At 72.3% G+C, this 18,741-nt stretch carries 13 protein-coding genes and 1 pseudogene; 7 read left to right on the top strand and 7 right to left on the bottom strand.

Going from position 1 to position 18,741, the window contains the following annotated elements; genetic code table 11:
- Together A3IG_RS31045 and A3IG_RS33420 are read left to right on the top strand one after the other, a co-directional pair.
- Positions 1–712, top strand: a pseudogene (locus tag A3IG_RS31045) (glycosyltransferase); the annotation flags it as partial.
- On the top strand, positions 713–1,408 hold the full coding sequence (locus tag A3IG_RS33420) for a GtrA family protein (protein ID WP_018386072.1): 696 nt from the start codon (positions 713–715) through the stop codon (positions 1,406–1,408).
- Positions 1,409–1,417: 9 nt separating this feature from the next.
- Here the strand turns inward: A3IG_RS33420 and A3IG_RS0123625 are convergent, their stop codons facing one another.
- Positions 1,418–3,739 carry a bifunctional glycosyltransferase/CDP-glycerol:glycerophosphate glycerophosphotransferase gene (locus tag A3IG_RS0123625; RefSeq protein WP_018386073.1) on the bottom strand — a complete coding sequence of 774 codons (2,322 nt, stop codon included), beginning with the start codon at positions 3,737–3,739 and terminating at the stop codon, positions 1,418–1,420.
- A 102-nt stretch (positions 3,740–3,841) separates the two neighbouring features.
- Complete coding sequence (locus A3IG_RS0123630; protein WP_018386074.1) at positions 3,842–4,627, bottom strand: class I SAM-dependent methyltransferase; 786 nt, start codon at positions 4,625–4,627, stop codon at positions 3,842–3,844.
- A gap of 249 nt (positions 4,628–4,876) precedes the next feature.
- Between A3IG_RS0123630 and efeO the strand changes: the two genes are divergently transcribed.
- The 3 genes from efeO to efeU are packed head-to-tail and all read left to right on the top strand — an operon-like array spanning position 4,877 to position 8,250.
- The gene (gene efeO, locus A3IG_RS0123635; RefSeq protein WP_018386075.1) at positions 4,877–6,025 is read left to right on the top strand and encodes an iron uptake system protein EfeO; all 1,149 of its coding nucleotides are present in this window, start codon (positions 4,877–4,879) and stop codon (positions 6,023–6,025) included.
- A gap of 37 nt (positions 6,026–6,062) precedes the next feature.
- Positions 6,063–7,343, top strand: coding sequence for an iron uptake transporter deferrochelatase/peroxidase subunit (gene efeB, locus A3IG_RS0123640; RefSeq protein ID WP_018386076.1), 1,281 nt, complete (start codon positions 6,063–6,065; stop codon positions 7,341–7,343).
- A 22-nt stretch (positions 7,344–7,365) separates the two neighbouring features.
- A complete protein-coding gene (efeU, locus tag A3IG_RS0123645; RefSeq protein ID WP_018386077.1) occupies positions 7,366–8,250 on the top strand; it encodes an iron uptake transporter permease EfeU in 885 nt (294 codons plus the stop codon).
- Positions 8,251–8,308: 58 nt separating this feature from the next.
- Here the strand turns inward: efeU and A3IG_RS0123650 are convergent, their stop codons facing one another.
- From A3IG_RS0123650 to A3IG_RS0123670, 5 genes are all read right to left on the bottom strand, one after another.
- On the bottom strand, positions 8,309–8,881 hold the full coding sequence (locus A3IG_RS0123650; RefSeq protein WP_018386078.1) for an NADAR family protein: 573 nt from the start codon (positions 8,879–8,881) through the stop codon (positions 8,309–8,311).
- Positions 8,882–9,057: 176 nt separating this feature from the next.
- Positions 9,058–9,969, bottom strand: a complete 912-nt coding sequence (locus A3IG_RS0123655) for a carbohydrate ABC transporter permease (protein ID WP_018386079.1) — start codon at positions 9,967–9,969, stop codon at positions 9,058–9,060.
- Positions 9,966–11,315 (bottom strand): carbohydrate ABC transporter permease, encoded by a 1,350-nt coding sequence (locus A3IG_RS0123660; protein ID WP_018386080.1) that lies wholly within the window; start codon positions 11,313–11,315, stop codon positions 9,966–9,968. The genes A3IG_RS0123655 and A3IG_RS0123660 overlap by 4 nt, the downstream gene beginning before the upstream one ends.
- Before the next feature lie 8 nt (positions 11,316–11,323).
- On the bottom strand, positions 11,324–12,685 hold the full coding sequence (locus tag A3IG_RS0123665) for an ABC transporter substrate-binding protein (protein ID WP_018386081.1): 1,362 nt from the start codon (positions 12,683–12,685) through the stop codon (positions 11,324–11,326).
- Positions 12,686–13,207: 522 nt separating this feature from the next.
- Complete coding sequence (locus A3IG_RS0123670) at positions 13,208–15,904, bottom strand: FtsK/SpoIIIE domain-containing protein (RefSeq protein ID WP_018386082.1); 2,697 nt, start codon at positions 15,902–15,904, stop codon at positions 13,208–13,210.
- A 345-nt stretch (positions 15,905–16,249) separates the two neighbouring features.
- On the opposite strand from A3IG_RS0123670, the gene hemC reads away from it, so the two are divergent.
- Both hemC and A3IG_RS0123680 read left to right on the top strand, forming a co-directional pair.
- The gene (gene hemC, locus A3IG_RS0123675; protein WP_026220596.1) at positions 16,250–17,185 is read left to right on the top strand and encodes a hydroxymethylbilane synthase; all 936 of its coding nucleotides are present in this window, start codon (positions 16,250–16,252) and stop codon (positions 17,183–17,185) included.
- A 204-nt stretch (positions 17,186–17,389) separates the two neighbouring features.
- The coding region (locus A3IG_RS0123680; protein WP_018386084.1) for a serine/threonine-protein kinase at positions 17,390–18,741 on the top strand (1,352 nt) is incomplete at its 3' end.

The raw sequence follows: 18,741 nt of genomic DNA on the forward strand, positions 1-18,741 counted from the left end.
GAGCCGCTATGTGGACGTCGAGCTGATGGACGGTGCAGGGGACTTCCGGCTGTTGTCCCGCAAGGCGGTGGACGCCATCCTCGCCCTGCCTGAGAGTAATCGTTTCTCCAAGGGCATCTTCTCGTGGATCGGATTCGACACGGTCTGCTTCGACTACACCAACAACGAGCGCGCCGCAGGCCGTTCGAAATGGGGCGGGCGGCGGCTGCTGAACTACGGGGTGGACGGCCTGATCTCGTTCAACAGCCGACCGCTGCGACTCGCCATCCACCTCGGCGTGTCGCTTGCTGTCGCAGCGTTCGGATATGCCGTCTGGATTCTCTGCGGCGTGTTGCGGAAAGGCGTCGACACGCCCGGATACGCCACCCTGATCACCGTGGTGGTCGGATTCGGGGGAATCCAGCTCATGACCCTCGGGGTGGTCGGTGAGTACGTGGGCAGGATCTACCGGGAGAGCAAACGCCGCCCCCACTACGTGGTCCGGGAGACCAACGAGGACATCGCCGCCGGTTCCGCGGGCCGGCCGGTGCCCGGGGGCGGGGCGAAGGTCGTGGACGGGGCGGTGGTCGCCGGTGGCCCGCCCGGGCTCACCGACGGCCTCCAGGACGCGCGGGGGCCAGGAGCCCGGGAGCCGGCGGGGCCGGACCTCGGGGCCCCTGACGCCGCGGCGCTGGACCAGACGGGCGGGGAACGGCCCGGATCGGCGGCGTAGGTGAGAATCCAGATCGGCTTTCGCGACTTCCGCCAGTTCGTGACCTTCGCCCTGGTGGGCGTGGTCAACACCGGCACGTACTACGCCACCTACCTCACCTGCAACCTGGTGCTGCCGTACCTGCTGGCGCACGGCATGGCCTACGCGGTCAGCATGACCGGTTCCTTCCTGCTGAACTCCTGGATCACCTGCCGGACCCGCCCCACCTGGCGGAAGTTCCTGCTGTATCCGCTCTCCGGCGTGGTGAACCTGGTGGGCGCGACGGTGGCCCTGTTCGTGTGCGTCTCCTGGCTCGGGCTCTCCGAGGCGCTGGCCCCCTTCGTCAGCGGCTTCGCGGTGGTCCCGCTCACCTTCCTGGTGGCGCGGCGCATCCTGACCTCCGACACCGGCAAGGCCCCGGAACCCCGGCGCGCCGGGCAGCCGGCCGGCGACACCGTGGGGCCGGACGCCCCCTCGGCGGCGAGCACGCCCGAGCGCGGTGCGGTTCCCGGCTCGGGCCCCGTCCCCGACCTCGGCACCGCCGCGGACATCGGCGGGAGTCCGAACGTCGGTTCCCCCACCGACCTCGGCGGTCCCGCGGAGCCCCCCACCGCCGGCCGCCCCCCGTCCACCCCGGGGTCCGGCGGGTCGGGCGGGCCGGCGGGGCCCGGTCCCGTCAACCCCGCCCGGCCGACCGACCCCCCGGACGTCGGCTGACCGGCGGGTTCAGTCGGCCGAACCGTCAGCGGCCCCGGCCGGTGCCTGCGGGCCTCCCGACCCGGCGGGCCGGGTGTCGTCCGCGCCGGCGAGCGGGCCCCGGGCGGCTGCCGCGAGGCGCAGCGCCTCGGTGGGGGACGGCGCCGGGGTGCGGTCCTCCAACGGCATCACGGGCGGGACGTCGTCCTGCTGGCACAGCGTCTTCAGGACGACCCGCTCGGCGGCGTGTCCGTCGTCGAACTCGCAGAAGCGCTCCCGGAAGGCCGCCCTCAGCTCGGCCGAGCGCCGGTCCCGCCAGGCACCTGAGCGGAACACCTCCACCAGCTCGGCGTCGGTGGTGGTCACCGGCCCGGGTGGGGCGGCCAGCAGGTCGAAGTAGACCCCGCGGGTGGCGCGGTAGGTCTCCCAGTCGTCGGCGTGCACCACGATGGGCCGGTCCAGGTTGGCGTAGTCGAACATGATCGACGAGTAGTCGGTGAGCAGCGCGTCCGCGGCCAGGCACAGCTCCTCGACGGAGCGGTGTGCGGAGACGTCCAGCAGACAGCCCAGTTCGCCCAGGCGCCGCACCTCGGGTGACTCGGCGTAGGAGTGGTGGGCGCGCAGCAGCACCAGGAAGTCCGGGCCGAGCGCCGAGCAGAGCCCGGCTATGTCGATCCGCGGGGTGAAGTCCCGGCTGTAGTCACGGTGGGTCGGTGCGTACAGCACGGCGGTGCGGCCGGGGGCGATGCCCAGGGCGTCGCGGATGCCCAGCACGTCCTCGGCCCGCGCGGTGTAGAACACGTCGTTGCGGGGGTAGCCGTACTCCAGGATCTCGAACCCGCAGGGATAGGCCTGTTCCCAGATCTCGCTGGAGTGCCGGTTGGAGGACAGGCAGTAGTCCCAGCGGTCCGAGCGCGTCAGCATCCGCCCGAAGTTGGTGCGCCGGGCCGCCGCCGGGTAGCCGATCTGGTCGATGCCCATGTGCTTGAGCGGCGTTCCGTGCTGGGTCTGGACGTGCACCGTCCCGGGCCGCTTGACCACCTGGTTGTCGAAGTTGACGTTGTTGAACGTGTACTTGGCCCGCGCCAGCATCCGCCAGTACTGCCGGGTCCCCGCGACCACGTGCTCCACCCCCGGCGGCACCGTGCCCACCTGCTTGCCCGACACCACCAGGACGCCCCGCACCTGGGGGGCGAGCCGCTGTGCGCAGGCGTGCACGGCGGCCGGGTTGCAGACGTAGCCCTTGCCCCAGTAGGCGGAGTACAGCGCGAGGTTCTCGTCGATCGGGCGGCGGAGCTGGGCCCGGTAGTAGACGCGCGTTCCGCGCCGGTCGAGCCGTCGGGCCAGCTTGCGGGAGCGTCGGCGCAGTGCCCTGTGCCCCTTGTTGGTCGCCTTCAACGCCTCGAACGCCGGGTAGGCACCCTGGAGCACCAGGTACTGCTTCAGTCCGGTGACGCCGACCGGGAACCGGTGACCCGGGGGCCGGTGGAGCCGGTACCGGGAGGTCGCCTGGTGGAAGAACTCCCTGCGGGACTCCTGGGGCACCCGCTGCGGCTTGGCGAGCACGTCCAGGACGTGCTCGGTCATCTTCCGGTAGAGGAACGGGTGCCAGACGGCGAGCTGGGGACGGGAGCCCAGGAACGCGAACACCCGGTCGTACTGGTCGAAGACGTCGAAGTGCCGCCGGCTCGGCGTGCGCAGTATGTTGCCCTGGCGGCGCTGGCGGTAGTGGACGCAGACCCGGTCCAGACAGGCGATCCGCTCGGCGGAGAGCATCACCGGGAACGTCCAGGGGGTGTCCTCGTAGTAGCCGGGCGGGAAGCTGAAACCGTGGCGGGCCACGAAGTCCGCCCGGTACGCCTTGTTCCACACCACCATCAGCAGGTCCAGGAGCTCCGGCCGCTCCCGGGCGGTGAACACCTCGGGGTCCGACTGCTGGAGCAGGGGCGCCATGCGGTTGCGCTGGACCTTCCCCCACCACCAGGTCCTGGCGTAGTCGAACAGCAGCACGTCCGGGTCACCGGTCTGGTCCAGCCGCTGGGCCAGCGCCTCCAGGGCACCCGGCGCATAGGTGTCGTCCCCGTCGAGGAACAGCAGGTAGTCCCCGCAGGCCCGGTCCATCCCGGCGTTCCTCGCCGGTCCGAGGCCCACGTTCCGTTCCAGGTGCACGGCGGTGACCCGGCTGTCCCGTGCGGCGAACTCGTCCATGATCCGGCCGCAGCCGTCGGGGGAGCAGTCATCCACCGCGATCACCTCGAGGTCGGTGTGCGACTGGGTGAGCACCGAGTCCAGACAGGCCCGCAGGTATCCCTGCACCTTGTAGGCGGGGACGACGACGCTGAAGCGAGGCAAGGCGCCTCCCGGGGTGAGCGACCGTGACTGACCGAGCAATTCGGACAAATCATATGATATGGCACACCGTGCGGGGAGTCGAACCCTCGCGCGCCGGGTCCGTCAGGCCGTGGTGCCCCCGTCGGCGTGCACGGCCCACACCCGGTGGGGGACGACGAGGACGTCTCCGGGGAAGTCCCGGTGCAGCACCCGGGTCAGGTCGGCGGAGAACCGCTCCACCTGGTCGGGGGGCAGGCTCGCGCCCACCCCGGCGCTGGCCCGGATGCGGCCCACCCAGTCCTCGGGCCGGTACCGCACGGCCACGTCGAAGGAGAACGTCTCGATGCCGTGGAAGCCGGCGACGGCCAGGTCGGTCAGCCACCGGGGGTGGAGCCCCGTGCCCCCGCCGAAGCTCCACGCGGGGTTGTGCTCGAGCACCAGGCGTTCCGTGGCCTCGGCCAAGTTGCCGGGCAGGGGCAGCCAGTCGAAGTGGGCGATCACCACCCGACCGCCGGGCCGCAGCAGCCGCCGCACCTCGGCAGCAGCCCGCGGGGCGTCGAACCAGTGCCAGCACTGGCCGGCCGACACCACGTCGAAGGAGGCCCCCGGCAGCCCGGTGTCCTCGGCCCTCCCCACCCGGTAGTCGATCTCCACCCCGCTGGCCCGGTCCAGTTCCCGCGCCTGTTCCAGCATGGGTGCGGCCGGATCGACACCGGTCACCCGGGCGCCGGCCCGCGCGAGGAGGCGGGCGAGGGTCCCGGTCCCGGTGCCGAGGTCAACCACGTCCTGTCCGGGGAGTCCGATGCCGCGGCCGTTCAGCCGCTCCACCAGCTCCGGCGGGAAACCCGCCCGGTGGCGCCCGTAGTCCTCGGCGGTCAGCCCGAAGTCGGCGTGGAACGGCTCGGTCACGCGCCTACTCCCTCGGTGGAACGGCCGGCGGTTCCCGCAGCCTAACGGGGTGGGGTGCGCGAGGGGCGCAGGGGCCCGCAGCGCCGCGGAGCGCGTCGGGGCCCTTCCGGGGGACGCGGACCCGACCCGTCGAACCGCACAACCGTGCGGGCGGGACGTGACCCCCACTTCCCGAGATGAGTAAGGCTAGGCTAATTTAGGTCCGCCTTACTCGTGGAGTTGGTTTCCTCGTCGCCGTCTGGAGTCCGCATGCGTCCCGTCCGTCTCTCTGCCGCCGCCGCCGGGGCAGTGGTGATCGCCATGGCCACTGTCAGTGGCTGTGCCGAGAAGGCCGATGCCGAGAGCGAGGACGCGGTCCGGGTGACGGCCACCGACACCTCGTGCGAGGTGTCGAAGAAGGAGTTCCCCTCCGGGCACCTCCAGCTCGCCGTGGAGAACAAGGGCGCCAAGGTCACCGAGGTGTACGTGCTGTTCCCCGACGGCCGGATCGTCACCGAGCGCGAGAACATCGGTCCCGGCACCAAGGCGAGCATCACGGCGGAGATCAAGGCGGGCGACTACGAGATCGTCTGCAAGCCCGGGATGAAGGGCGACGGCCACCGCCAGAAGGTCAGGGCCACGGGCGGGAAGGCGGTCAAGCGCGACCCGCAGCTCGACGCCGCGGTGGCCGACTACCGGACCTATGTGCAGCAGCAGGCCGACGGGACCCTGCCCAAGGCGAAGGTCTTCGCCGACGCCGTCAGGGCGGGCGACATCGAGGCGGCGAAGAAGGCGTACGCCGACTCCCGGCTCGGCTGGGAGCGCACCGAGCCGGTCGCGGAGTCCTTCGGGGACATCGACCCGAAGGTGGACGTCCGGGAGGACGGCCTCGAGGACGGTCAGGACCCGGAGACGGACTGGACGGGCTGGCACCGACTGGAGAAGTCGCTGTGGCACGACAAGAAGATCACGGCACGGGACAAGGAGCTCGCCGAGCAGCTCATCAAGGACCTGACCGACTGGCAGAAGCGGGTCGGCACCGCCGTGATCACCCCCACGTCCATGGCCAACGGCGCCAAGGAGCTGCTGGACGAGGTCGCCACGGGCAAGGTCACCGGTGAGGAGGAGCGTTACAGCCACACCGACCTGGTCGACTTCAAGGCCAACGTCGAGGGCGCGCAGAAGTCGTACGAGCTGCTCAAGCCCGTCGCTTCGAAGAACGACCCCGACCTGGTCAAGGAGCTGGACACCCAGTTCGCGGCGCTCAACACGCTTCTTGACACGTACCGGGCGAACAAGAACACCTATGTGTTCACCTCCTACGACAAGGTGGGCAAGGACGAGCGCAAGGAGCTGTCCGACGGCGTGAACGCGCTGGCGGAGCCGTTGTCCAAGCTGGCCGCAGCCGTGGCCAAGTAGGGCCGGGGCCCGACACAGCAGTGAGGAAGCATCGGTCGTGACTGAGAACAGCTCTGCGGGGGTTGACGAGGCGGCCCCGGCCGGAGAGCCCCGGCCGGCGTCGCGGCGCTCCGTGATCGCCTGGGGCGGTGTGGGACTCGCCCTGGGCGCCGCGACGGCCGGCGGGACCGCCGCGGCCCTCGCCGGCGACGGAACGGAGCCCGCGGCCGGGGCCGCGGGTGAGGCCGTGCCCTTCCACGGTGCGCACCAGGCGGGTATCGCCACCGCGGTCCAGGACCGCCTGCACTTCGCCGCGTTCGACGTGACCACCCGGGACCGGGCGGCGCTGGCCCGGCTCCTGCGGGAGTGGTCGGCCGCCGCCGCGCTGATGACCCAGGGCCGGCCGGTGGGCGGCGGCGCCTTCGGCGGCCTCGCGGAGGCGCCGCCCGACGACACCGGCGAGGCGATCGGCCTCAAGCCGTCCCGCCTGACGCTGACCCTCGGCTTCGGCCCCTCCCTCTTCGCCGAGGGCCGCTTCGGCCTGGAGCGGCGCAGGCCCGAGGCGCTGGTGGACCTGCCCAAGTTCCCGGGCGACAACCTCGACCCGGCGCGCAGCGGGGGCGACCTGTGCGTCCAGGCGTGCGCGGACGATCCCCAGGTCGCCGTGCACGCGATCCGCAACCTGGCCAGGATCGGCTTCGGGAAGGTGTCGGTCCGCTGGTCGCAGCTCGGCTTCGGCAAGACCTCCTCGACGACGCCGGAGGCCCAGACCCCACGCAACCTCTTCGGCTTCAAGGACGGCACCCACAACATCGCGGGCACCGATGACGCGGCCCTCACCAAGCACGTGTGGGTGCCCTCGAGCGACGGGCCCGACTGGATGGTGGGGGGCTCCTACCTGGTGGCCCGGCGCATCCGGATGCACATCGAGACCTGGGACCGCACCTCCCTGCAGGAGCAGGAGGACGTCTTCGGCCGGGACAAGGGCGAGGGCGCGCCGGTGGGCAAGGCCAAGGAGCACGACGCGCCGTTCCTGCAGGCGATGCTGCCGACGGCGCACGTCCGTCTCGCGCACCCCGACTCCAACGGTGGGGCCCGGATGCTGCGCCGCGGCTACTCCTTCACCGACGGCACCGACGGGCTCGGCCGGCTGGACGCGGGGTTGTTCTTCCTCGCGTACCAGCGCGACGTGCGGGACGCGTTCATCCCGGTGCAGCGGAGACTGGCGCGCCAGGACGCCCTCAACGAGTACATCCAGCACGTGGGCTCGGCTGTCTTCGCGATCCCTCCCGGGCTCCGGGACGAGCGTGACTGGTGGGGACGGGAGCTGTTCTCGTGACGCACGCGGTGGGAGGAGCGGCATGTTCGCCAACTATCTGATCGGCCTGCGCGAGGGCCTCGAGGCCAGCCTGGTCGTCTGCATCCTCGTCGCCTACCTGGTCAAGACGGGCCGCCGGGACGCCCTGCTCCCGGTGTGGATCGGTGTGGGCATCGCCTGTGCGATCTCGCTGGCCTTCGGCGGGCTGCTCGAGTTCGGGTCCCGGGACCTGACCTTCGAGGCCAAGGAGATGCTCGGCGGTTCGCTGTCCATCCTCGCGGTGGGCCTGGTGACGTGGATGGTCTTCTGGATGCGGCGCACGGCGCGGCACCTGAGGCGCGAACTCCACGGCAAGTTGGACGCCGCGCTGCAGATGGGCACGGGTGCCCTGGTCGCCACGGCGCTGCTCGCCGTGGGGCGGGAAGGTCTGGAGACCGCGCTGTTCGTGTGGGCGTCGGTGCGGGCCAGCGGCGAGGGCACGTCCACCCCGCTCGCCGGTGTGCTGCTGGGCCTCGCCACGGCGGTCGTGCTCGGCTACCTGTTCTACCGCGGCGCCCTGAAGATCAACTTGGCGAAGTTCTTCACCTGGACGGGCGGCATGCTCGTCGTCGTGGCCGCCGGCGTGCTCGCCTACGGCGTGCACGACCTGCAGGAGGCCGATGTCCTGGCGGGCCTCGAGAACAAGGCCTTCGACATCAGCGGGGCGATCCCGCCGGACAGCTGGTACGGGACGCTGCTGAAGGGCGCGTTCAACTTCCAGCCCGACCCGACGGTGTTGCAGGTCGCGGTGTGGCTGCTGTACCTGGTGCCCACGATGTTCTTCTTCCTGGCGCCGCAGCGGAGGTCGTCGGGCACCCCGGACGCCGGGGCGGCTCCGGCCGTCAGGGGCACGGTCCCCGCCGGGGCGCCGAGCCCCAAGGAGGGCTGAGCCCCAAGAGGAGCTGAGCCCCGAGGGGAGCTGGGACCCGAGGGGGACCGGGTGCCGGTCAGCCGGCGTCGGCCAGGGCCGCACGGGCCCGCATCAGGGCGAAGCCGAGGAGGTTCAGGCCGCGCCACTGGGACGGGGTGGCGGCGCGTTCGTCCGTGGCGGACAGGCCTATGCCCCACACGCGGTCCCGGGGGCTGGCTTCGACCAGGACGCGGTTGCCGGTGCCGAGGAGGTAGTCGCGCAGGGCGGGGTCCTGGCTGAACTTGGCGGTGTTCCCCCGGACGACGATCTCCGAGCGGTGGGCGACCCAGGTCTGTTCGTCGAACGGGGAGACCTGACGGCCCAGCTTCTTGGCGGCGCCCGGGTGCGGGGCGGCCAGGATGCGCTCCACGGAGCGCTCGTCGCCGAAGAGACGGGCCTTGCCGGCCATCATGTAGTGCTCGGCGGTGGCGTAGGTGACGCCGTCAACGGTGAAGTCACCGGGCCACCACTGGCTCAGGCAGCCGGGGCCGACACCGCCGTCCACCGACGCCTCGTGACCGTAGAAGAACAGGTACTTCGGGGGCCGGCCAGCGGCTTCGAGGCGGAGCAGAGCGGCCACGTCCTGCGGGAGCGCGTCGAGTTCGGACATGGAGGCATCCTGACAGCAGGGTCTGACAGTGGCCAATGGATAACGGGCCGTAGATGCTCGTGCCGCCGCGCCGGGGTCCTCCGGGGCCGGGGAAGGGCCGCTGAGGAGCCGTGGAGGCACAGGGGCCCGCCGCGTCCGCGGCGGGCCCCTACGGCTGTCCGACGTGGAAGGGGAGGCTACTTGACCGCCCCGGCCATCACGCCGGAGACGAACTGCCGCTGGAAGGCGAAGAACACCAGCAGCGGGATGATCATTGAGAGGAACGCGCCCGGCGCCAGGACGTCGGTGTTGGAGCTGAACTGCCGCACCTGGTCCTGGAGCGCCACCGTGATCGGCTTGGACTCGCTGTCCGCGAAGACCAGGGCCACCAGCATGTCGTTCCACACCCACAGGAACTGGAAGATGCCCAGCGACGCGACGGCCGGGCCGCCGAGCGGCAGAACGACCGTGGCGAACAGCCGCAGTTCGCCCGCCCCGTCGAGACGGGCGGCCTCCAGCAGCTCGCGGGGGATCTCCGCGAAGAAGTTCCGCAGCAGGAAGATGGCGAACGGCAGGCCGAACGCGGTGTGGAACAACACCACCCCGGTGATGCTGCCGAAGATCCCAAGGTCCCCGAAGAGCCTGGAGACCGGGACCAGGCCGACCTGGATGGGCACCACCAGCAGCCCCACCACCAACAGGAACACCCAGTCCCGACCGGGGAACTCCACCCACGCGAAGGCGTAGGCGGCCAGCGCGGCGACCACCACCACCAGCAGGGTGGTGGGCACCGTGATCAGGGCCGTGTTCCACAACGAGTCCGTGATGGCCTCGTTCGACAGCAGCTCGTCGTAGTTGCTCCAGGTGAGCTGGGCCGGCTCGGTGAGCGCCTCCCACCAGCCCGAGGCGTTCGCGTCGGTCGTGGTGCGCAGCGACGCGACCAGCAGTCCCACGGTGGGCATCAGCCAGAACAGGGCCACGACCAGCAGGACCACCTGGACCACGCCGCTGCTGGTGCGGGCGACGATCCGGGAGGCGAGGCCCGGCTCCCGCCGCTGCCCCACGGGGGTCGCCTTCTTGACCGCCGTTGTGGCGTCGATCGTGCTCATCGGCGTGCCTCCCGGCGCATCCTGCGGACGTTGAGGTACATCACCGGCAGCACGAGCAGGAGCAGCAGGACTCCGATGGCGCTGCCCACCCCCTGGTTGCTCCCGCCGCCGAACGACGACAGGTACAGCTCCAGCGCGAGGACGTTGGCGTCGTCCATGGACGACCCGGGGGCGATGATCCAGATGAGGTCGAAGACCTTCAGCACGTTGATCATCAACGTGACCAGGACCACGGCCAGGACCGGGGCCAGCAGCGGCACCGTGATCCGGGTGAACACCTTCCACTCGCTGGCGCCGTCCACCCGGGCCGCCTCGAGCAGTTCCCGGGGGACCGAGGCGAGGCCGGCCGCGATCAGCACCATCGCGAAGCCGGACCACATCCAGACGTAGGAGCCGATGATCGCAGGAGTGATCAGCGAGGGCCCGAGCCAGTCCACCCCGTTGTACGGCGTGGTGAAGTTCGACGCCGGCAGCCGGAGCTGCACGGGCCCCTCGGCGTCCAGGGTGAAGGTGCCGTCGCTGGCGGTCCTGGCGGACGCGACGACCTCGCCGTCCTTGACCGCCTCGACCTTCACCCCCTTCAACGCCTTCTCCCCGGGGTCCACCTCGCCGGGCTTGCCGCCGCCGCCCTTGGCGAAGTCCAGCCAGACGGTGCCGACCAGGCCCTCGCCCCCGGCGGAGGAGGGCTTCTTGGCGTCCTGCGCGTCGGACAGCTCGTCGGGCTTGATCCCGACGAGCGGCAGCGCCACCGGGCTCCCCGCGTCATGGGTGGCCTTGGTGGTGAACCCACCGCCCTTCTGCGCCGCGAGGTCCCCCTTCGGCCGGGGCTTGGCCTTCGGGTACGCCGATGACTCGGAGAAGGTGTCGTGCACGCCGACCACCACCGCGTTGGCGACCCCGCGCTCCGGGTCCGCCTCGTAGACCAGCCGGAAGATGATCCCGGCGGCGAGCATCGAGATGGCCATCGGCATGAAGATGACCAGCTTGAACGCGGTGGCCCAGCGGATGCGCTCGGTGAGCACCGCGAACATCAGGCCCAGTGCGGTGGTCACGGTGGGCGCCAGGACCACCCAGACCGCGTTGTTCTTCAACGCCGTCTGGGTGTCCGACCCGGTGAAGATCTCCGTGTAGTTGTCGAACCAGACGAAGTCCGACCCGTTGGCGCCGAACAGGCTGCGCCAGACGGTGTAGCCGATCGGGTACACCACCAGCGCGCCCAGCAGGACCAGTGCGGGGAGCAGGAACAGCAGCCCCACCCACAGTGGGGCACCCAGTACGGTCTTCCTCTTCCGCGCCGGGGGTCCGGCCGCCGGCGCGGCGGTGCCCGGCGCGGTCGTGGTGGCCATCGTGGACCTCAGCCGGCGTTCTTGTACGCCTTGGCGGCGTCGGCCTCGAGCTGGGCCTGGATGTTCTTGACGTCCTTGGGGTTCTTCAGGAAGTCCTGGAGCCGCTTCCACTCGCCCCGGCCCTTGGTGCCGCCGAAGGCACCCGGGGCCTGGTCGGACATGTCGAACCGGAAGTCGTCACCCGCGTCGATCAGCGCCTTGGCGATCTTCTTGGAGATCTCGTCGGGGTAGGAGTTGAGGTCGAGCTCCTTGTTCGGCGAGGTGTAGCCGCCCTGCTTGGCCCAGATCTCGGCCCCGTCGGTGGAGGCCAGGAACGTCAACAGGGCTTGTGCGCCCTCACTTTCCTTCATCACCACCGCGACGTCACCGGCGCTGACCACCGGGGCCTCGCCGCCCACCGCGGGGAACGGGAAGACCTTGGCGTCCGTGCCGACCTTGGCCTTGGTCTCCTTCTCGATGAAGTTGGCCACGAAGTCACCCTCGTAGACCATGCCGGCCTTGGGCTCCTTGGCGAAGGTCTGGGTGATCGAGGCGGGGAACTCGGTCTGGAGGGTCTTCTTGACGCCCCCGGCGAGGTACTCCTGCTTGCCGAGGACCTCGGCGAGCGTGTTCAGCGCCGTGGTGACCGAGGGGTCGGTCCACTTGATCTTGTGGGCGGCCAACTGGTCGTACTTCTCCGGCCCCGCCTGGCTCAGGTAGATGTTCTCGAACCAGTCGGTGAGGACCCAGCCGTCCGCCCCGCCGACGGACAGCGGCTCCACGCCGTAGTCGGAGACCGTCTGCACGGTGGTCTTGAACTCGTCCCAGGTCTTCGGCTCCGAGACGCCGGCGTCGGCGAAGATCGAGGTGTTGTACCAGACCAGCGACTTGTTGGCGACCTTGTAGTAGACCCCGTACTGCTTGCCCTCGTAGGCGCCGAGGTCCTTCCAGCCCTTGGTGAAGTTCTTCTCCAACTGGGCGACGGTCTCGGGTCCTGCGGGCTTGACCCAGCCCTTCTTGGCGAACTCGTGCAACACGCCGACCTGGGGCAGCATCGCCACGTCCGGTGGCTGGCCGCCCTCGACCTTGCTGCCGAGGAAGGTGGCGACGTTGTCGCCGGTCGGCTGGAAGGTCACCTCGGCTCCGGTGCGCTTCTCGAACTCGTCGAGCACCTTGGTGAAGCGCTTCTGCTCCGGCCCGGTCCAGATCGCGGCCAGGGTGAGTTTCTGCCCCTTGAGGTTCGGCAGCGACACGGAGTTCTCCTTGGCGGGGGCCTTCTCCTTCTTGGCCTCCCCGCTGTCGTCGTCGCTACCGCAACCCGCGGCTGTCAGGGCCAGGGTGACGGCGGCGGCGACCGCCGCGGCCCTCCGTGTCCTGCGCGCTGCTTGCATGGTTGTCCATCCCTCCGCGCGGAGACCCCCGCTCCGTGCGGCACGTCCCCGCTTCGTCCCGCTCGAGTCCCTCCCCGGCGACCGGACGTGGATCACTGTCCGTGTCCGTCCCAGGGCATTGGTGCGACAGTCCTACGCCCGGAGTGGACGCCCCGCAAGGCCGTTCACCAAGGCCGATAGTTGATCGTGATCAGGATGTGATGGACCCTCGGGAATCAGTGGAGGATGACTACTGCGCCGCGTGACTGGTGACCTCTTCTTGCTTCTTTAGTGCGGGAGTTGGCCTTCCGTGGCGTCCGGGAGGGCCGGGTCGGAGGGGGGCCGGCGGACTCCCGGGCAGGGAGTGATTCGCCAGCAGAAGTCACCGTTTGGTGAGCGAAGGTGGCGTTCCCTGGGGGGCGTCGCGCCGCGGAACGGAGAGCGCGGGGCGCACCGGCGGGGGGTCCCCCGGGGCGGCCGAGGTCACGGAGGGTGGCGAACGCCGGGGGTGCGCACTGGCGCCAGGTCGGTCGCGGCCCGACGTCACACCAGGGGCGAGGGGACCAGGGCGTCCGCCGACTCCGCCGCCCGCTGCAGGGCGCTGGCCAACAGGGCCAGGTCCGTGGGGCCGTTGCCCAGCTCGCGGACCGGGCGGCGGGTCGGCGGGTCCCCCATCCGCAGCCAGTCCAGCGGCACCACGGTGGGGCGCAGGGTGGCGGTCCTCGGTATCCGCCCGCTGACCCGACCCGTCTGGAACGGGGTCACCGAGCCGTCCGGGCGGCGCAGGTAACCCCGGCCCGGTACCGACTCGTCCACCCCGGCGGCGTCCTCCACGTGCACCAGCAGCCGGGACGACGCCGGGTCGTCGGTGCGCAGCGCTATCCGCAGCCCGGCCTGCTCGTCCACCTCGCCGCCCGAGGTCCGCTCGGGCCGGCCGGTGGCCGCCACCAGGTGGACGCCCAGCCGGGCGCCCCGGCGGGCGACCGCGTCCAACGCCCGGACGACGGAGCCGGTGGACTGCCGTCCCGGGCTGCCCAGGGCGGGTGCCACCAGGGCGTCGAAGTCGTCAACCACCACCACGAGACGGGGCAGGGCCGGCTCCTCCCGGGCCGCGGCGGGTGCCGGGTCGGGGCGTGGACGGCGGGGGCCGGCCGTCCTGGCTGGTCCGCCGGTGCCGTCCGCTCCTCCCGCGGGGGCGCCGTCGCGGCTCCGCGCGAGGAGCCGTTCGGCCTGCCAGGCGGCGAAGTCCCTCCCGCCGAGCACCTGCTCACGGCGGTTCAGCTCTGCGGTGAGCGCCTGGGCGAGCTCCCGCATCCGGACCGGGTCGGTGGACCCCAGGTAGGTGCACACGTGGGGCAGGTCGGTGCAGATCCACAGGCCGTCGCCGGAGCCGTCGATGAGCACCAGCGCGAGCCGGTCGGGCCGGTCCGCGGCCGCGAGCGACGCGGCCACCGAGCGCAGCAACTCGGTCTTGCCGGCCCCCGGGGCACCGCCCACCAGGAGGTGCGGTCCGTCCTGGGCGAGGTCCACGGCGCACCGCCCGTCGGCGGCGGTGCCGAGCACCGCGGTCGCCGCTCCTCCGGTGGTCGGCAGTTCGGCCCAGCGTGCGGAGATCTTCGCCGGTGTGGCCAACGCCAGGTCCAGGGCGTCCAGCAGCCGTGCGCTGTCCGGGAGGGCGCTGCGCGGCCTGGGCCCCTCGGCCTCCCGCAGCGGTGCCAACGCCCGGGCGAACCGCTCGGCCCAGGTCGTGGACACACCGTCAGCGACCACCTCGGGCACCACCGTGCCGTCCGGCAGCGTCACGTCCAGGTGGGCCGCGACCTCGCCGGTCAGCACCGCCCGCGCCCCACAGGTGGGGGAGAGGCGCTCCGGTTCCGCGGTCACCTGCACGACGAACACGCCCGCCGCGGCGCCCCGTTCGTACAACCGGGTCAACTCGCCGCGCACCGGCCGGCCGGACGACTCGTCGACCACCACCACGGTGGGCCGGCGCGGGGCGGTTCCCCCGACCCTGGCCGTCAGTTCGGCCACGCGGCGCTGCTGTTGCTCGGGGTCGAGCCCGAGCAGGAGTCGGCAGTCCTGCCCCTGGGCCGGCCGGCACTGGGGGAGCCAGCGCAGCCAGGCCCACTCGTCGGCGAGGTCCTCCCCGCTGGTCAGCAGGACCAGTTCCAGGGCGCTGGGACCGTGCGACGCGGCCACCTGCGCGACCAGTGCGCGGGCCACCGCCCGGGCCTGTGGCGCCGCCCCGGCCAGACCGAGCACGCCGGCGTCCCGCAGGTCCACGGTCACCGGTACCGCGGGCACCGGTTCGTCGGCGAGGCCGAGCCGCACGGTCAGCGCGTCGGGGTGCTCCGCACCGCGCCCCCACAGCCGGGGCCCGGGGCCGAGCGCGGCCAACAGCACCTCCGCGGGATCGGGGTACCGCACGCGCAGCGCCCTGGCCTGCTCCGCCAGCCGCTGAAGCTCCCTGGCCTGCGCGGAACGCCCCGAGGTCAGTCGTCTGGCCAGGGCCATCGCCCGGGACCCGGAATGGGGGGTGGGCGCCGGCTGCACCTCGGCCGACGGCGGGGAGGGCGTCGCGACCGCCGCCACCTGGAGGTGTCCTTCGCCGTCCGGCACCGCCGTCCGCCCGGTCGGTGGCGGGGAGCCGGCGTCGTCGCCGACCTGGCGCGGGAGCTGGAGTTCCAGCGTGGACGCCCCGACCCGCAGCAGCTCACCGGGGTGCAGTGGCACCGGACGCTGCCCCACCAACAGGCCGTCCAGGGCGGTGCCGTTGGTGGACCCCAGGTCGGCCACCGTCATCCGGTCCCCGTCCACGGTGACCACGGTGTGCAGGCGGGACACGTCGGGGTCGTCCAGCGGCACGTCGGCCTCCGCGGACCGGCCGACGCGGGCCTGGCCGCCGTGCAGCAGGTGCACCCCACCCGCGTCCGGGCCGCCCACCACCTTCAACCGCGGCGTGTGCTCCGACGGCTGCGTCGCGGGCTCGCCCAGCGGCGCCTGGAGCGCCACCACCGCCCCGTCCACCAGCGGCGGGTGCCCGAGCACCGCGTTGGCGGGCAGCCGCTCGGTGCCCGCGTACAGGGCGACGGCCGCTCCCGACCGCGCGGGCTGCCCGGTCCCCGCGCTGGCGGCGATCGCCCCGGCGACCGCGCTGAGCGCGGTTCCGGTGGGTGCGGTGACGAGCACGTCACAGGACTGGCCACTGCGCGGCCCGAGGACGGTCAGCCGGATCTGCATACGCGACCAGCGGTCCCTTCTCTCCAGCGCGCCCGACGGGGCAGCCGCCCCCACCGTGCGCCGGCGGATCGACGCGGCGTGGTCAGGACCACCTGTCCCACCCCGCTTTCCGGTTGCTGTGCTGGTGATGGCATAGCATCCTCCCATCCACCGCGGCGACCGCGCGCCCGGTCTCCGGTTGAAACGATCTTCCCTCGCCAGGCCGCGGGTGACCGCCCACCGGTGGCCGCGAACGGTGGCCGTCCACGGGCCGCCGCGGCCGGACCCAGACCGCGCTGGAGCGCCGGATGGCTCTGCCTGGAGGCGAGTAGGGCCCGCGACGGGTGACGGCCTATCGTGTTCTGCATGTCTGTGCCCGAGCTGATCCGCATTGTCTCTCGGTCCTCGCCGATGGCCCTCGCCCAGGTGGAACGGGTCCGCCAGGAGCTGTCCGTGCTGCACCCGGGCATGCGTACCGAGGTGGTGCCGGTCACCACCTCCGGGGACCGCTGGATGGGCGACCTGGCGAAGCTGGGTGGGAAGGGCGCGTTCACCAAGGAGGTGGACGCGGCGCTGCTCGCGGGCGAGGCCGACCTCGCCGTGCACTGCGTGAAGGACGTGCCGGCGGACCGTCCGCTGCCGGCCGGGACCACCTTCGCGGCGTTCCTGAAACGGGACGACATCCGCGACGCCCTGGTGCACCCCGGTGGGCTGGCCCTGGACGAGCTGCCCCAAGGGACCCGGATCGGCACCTCGTCGGTGCGGCGGATCGCGCAGCTCGGCGCGTCGCACCCGCACCTGGAGTGCGTGCCCATGCGGGGCAACGCCAACCGTCGTCTGGAGAAGCTGGCGGCGGGGGAGGCCGACGCGCTGCTGCTCGCGGTGTCGGGGCTCGAGCGGATCGGCCGCACCGACGTGATCAGCGAGGTGCTCCCGGTGGAGACGATGTGCCCGCCGATCGGCGCCGGCATCCTCACCCTGCAGTGCCGCGAGGACGACACGGCGACCATCGACGCGGTCAGCGGGCTCGGGGACCCGGCGGCGTTCCGGGAGGCGACCGCGGAGCGGATGCTGCTGCACGTCCTCCAGGGCCACTGCAACTCGCCGATCGCCGGGTTCGCCAGGACCGGGCCCGGCGGCGACCTCTCCCTGCGGGCCTGCGTCTTCACGCCGGACGGCAAGACGGTGCTCAACGCGCACGAGTGGGCCGGGCCGCTCGACCCGGCGACGTTGGGCACCTCGGTGGCGGTGGCCCTGCTCCGCCAGGGTGCCCGCGAGCTGATCGACAACATCGCGCACTGACCCGCGTACCGGGCCGGACCATGATGTGAACAAGTGCGGACTTGATCGCGTACTGGCCGGTTTGCGTCTCCGCACCGGGGCAACCACCCGGGTGCGGGAGGGCGTCCTACCCCGCACCACACCGCTGCGACCGCCGTTACAGTGGGCGGTCGAGGCGGCGTTGACACGACGCGGCAGGGACCACTGGACCAGGGAGCGCATGACGTGCGGCCGGTAGGGAGCAAGTACCTCCTAGAGGAGCCGCTGGGTCGCGGGGCCACCGGCACGGTCTGGCGGGGCCGGGTGCGCGAGGACGGCCAGGGCGCCGGCAGCGGGCAGGGGGCGGACGCGCGGACCGGTGAGACCGTCGCGATCAAGGTGCTGCGCGAGGAGCTGGCCGCCGACCCGGACATCGTGATGCGCTTCCTGCGCGAACGGTCGGTGCTGCTGCGGCTCACCCACCCGAACATCGTCCGGGTCCGCGACCTGGTCGTGGAGGGCGATCTGCTGGCCCTGGTCATGGACCTGGTGGACGGGCCCGACCTCCACCGCCACCTGCGGGACAACGGCCCGTTCACCCCGGTCGCCGCGGCCCTGCTGACCGCCCAGATCGCGGACGCGCTCGCCGCCAGCCACGCCGACAACGTGGTGCACCGGGACCTGAAACCGGCGAACGTGCTGCTGGTCACCGACGGGACCGGCAACGGCCAGCGGATGCACCCGCTGCTCACCGACTTCGGTATCGCCCGGCTCGCCGACTCCCCGGGCATCACCAGGACCAGCGAGTTCGTCGGCACCCCGGCCTACGTCGCCCCGGAGTCCGCCGAGGGGCGCCCACAGACCTCGGCGGTGGACATCTACGGTGCCGGGATCATGCTCTACGAGCTGGTCACCGGCCGCCCGCCGTTCCAGGGCGACAGCGCCATCGCCGTGCTCCACCAGCACCTCAGCGCGGAGCCGCGCCGGCCGAGCACCGTCCCCGAGCCGCTGTGGACGGTCATCGAGCACTGTCTGCGCAAGGACCCGGACGAGCGCCCGAGCGCGGTCAGCCTGGCCCGCGCCCTGCGGGTGGTCGCGGACGGCGTCGGGGTGCACGCCACCCCCGCCGCCGCCGAGGCGGCGCTGGGCGTGGCGGCGCTGCTCGTCCCCGACCCGCGGCCCACCCCGGTGCCCGGCGGCGCGCCCGGCCCGGACGCCGAGCCCACCCGGGTGCTGCCCGCCGGGCAACGGCAGGGGCCCGACGCCGACCCCACCCGGGTCCTCCCCCAGGGCCGCCCCGACGCCGACCCGACCCGGGTGCTGCCGCACGGCGGTCCCGACGCCGACCCCACCCGGGCCATGCCGCCGGTGCCCGGTGACGACGGCACGCCGCCGCAGGCGCAGGGCCCGCACCCGTGGCAGTCCCAGATGCGGGCCGCCCGGCACCGCAACGAACAGACCCAGCTCCAGCCCCTGGACCCGAGCGAGGACCCGCTGCGCCGTCGTCCGCAGCGGCAGGTGGCGCCCCAACCGGCGCCCCAGCCCCAGCACGGGCAGCCCCAGTACGGACAGCCGCAGCACGGACAGCCGCAGCACGG

The organism is Wenjunlia vitaminophila DSM 41686, from assembly GCF_000380165.1.
GTDB lineage: Bacteria > Actinomycetota > Actinomycetes > Streptomycetales > Streptomycetaceae > Wenjunlia > Wenjunlia vitaminophila.

What these genes read in the sequence shown, in the direction of transcription:
- A3IG_RS0123670 (WP_018386082.1), bottom strand. Translation starts at nt 15,904, where the DNA reads ATGCAGATCCGGCTGACCGTCCTCGGGCCGCGCAGTGGCCAGTCCTGT.
- efeO (WP_018386075.1), top strand. Translation starts at nt 4,877, where the DNA reads ATGCGTCCCGTCCGTCTCTCTGCCGCCGCCGCCGGGGCAGTGGTGATC.
- hemC (WP_026220596.1), top strand. Translation starts at nt 16,250, where the DNA reads ATGTCTGTGCCCGAGCTGATCCGCATTGTCTCTCGGTCCTCGCCGATG.
- A3IG_RS0123665 (WP_018386081.1), bottom strand. Translation starts at nt 12,685, where the DNA reads ATGCAAGCAGCGCGCAGGACACGGAGGGCCGCGGCGGTCGCCGCCGCC.
- A3IG_RS0123660 (WP_018386080.1), bottom strand. Translation starts at nt 11,315, where the DNA reads ATGGCCACCACGACCGCGCCGGGCACCGCCGCGCCGGCGGCCGGACCC.
- A3IG_RS0123650 (WP_018386078.1), bottom strand. Translation starts at nt 8,881, where the DNA reads ATGTCCGAACTCGACGCGCTCCCGCAGGACGTGGCCGCTCTGCTCCGC.
- A3IG_RS0123655 (WP_018386079.1), bottom strand. Translation starts at nt 9,969, where the DNA reads ATGAGCACGATCGACGCCACAACGGCGGTCAAGAAGGCGACCCCCGTG.
- efeU (WP_018386077.1), top strand. Translation starts at nt 7,366, where the DNA reads ATGTTCGCCAACTATCTGATCGGCCTGCGCGAGGGCCTCGAGGCCAGC.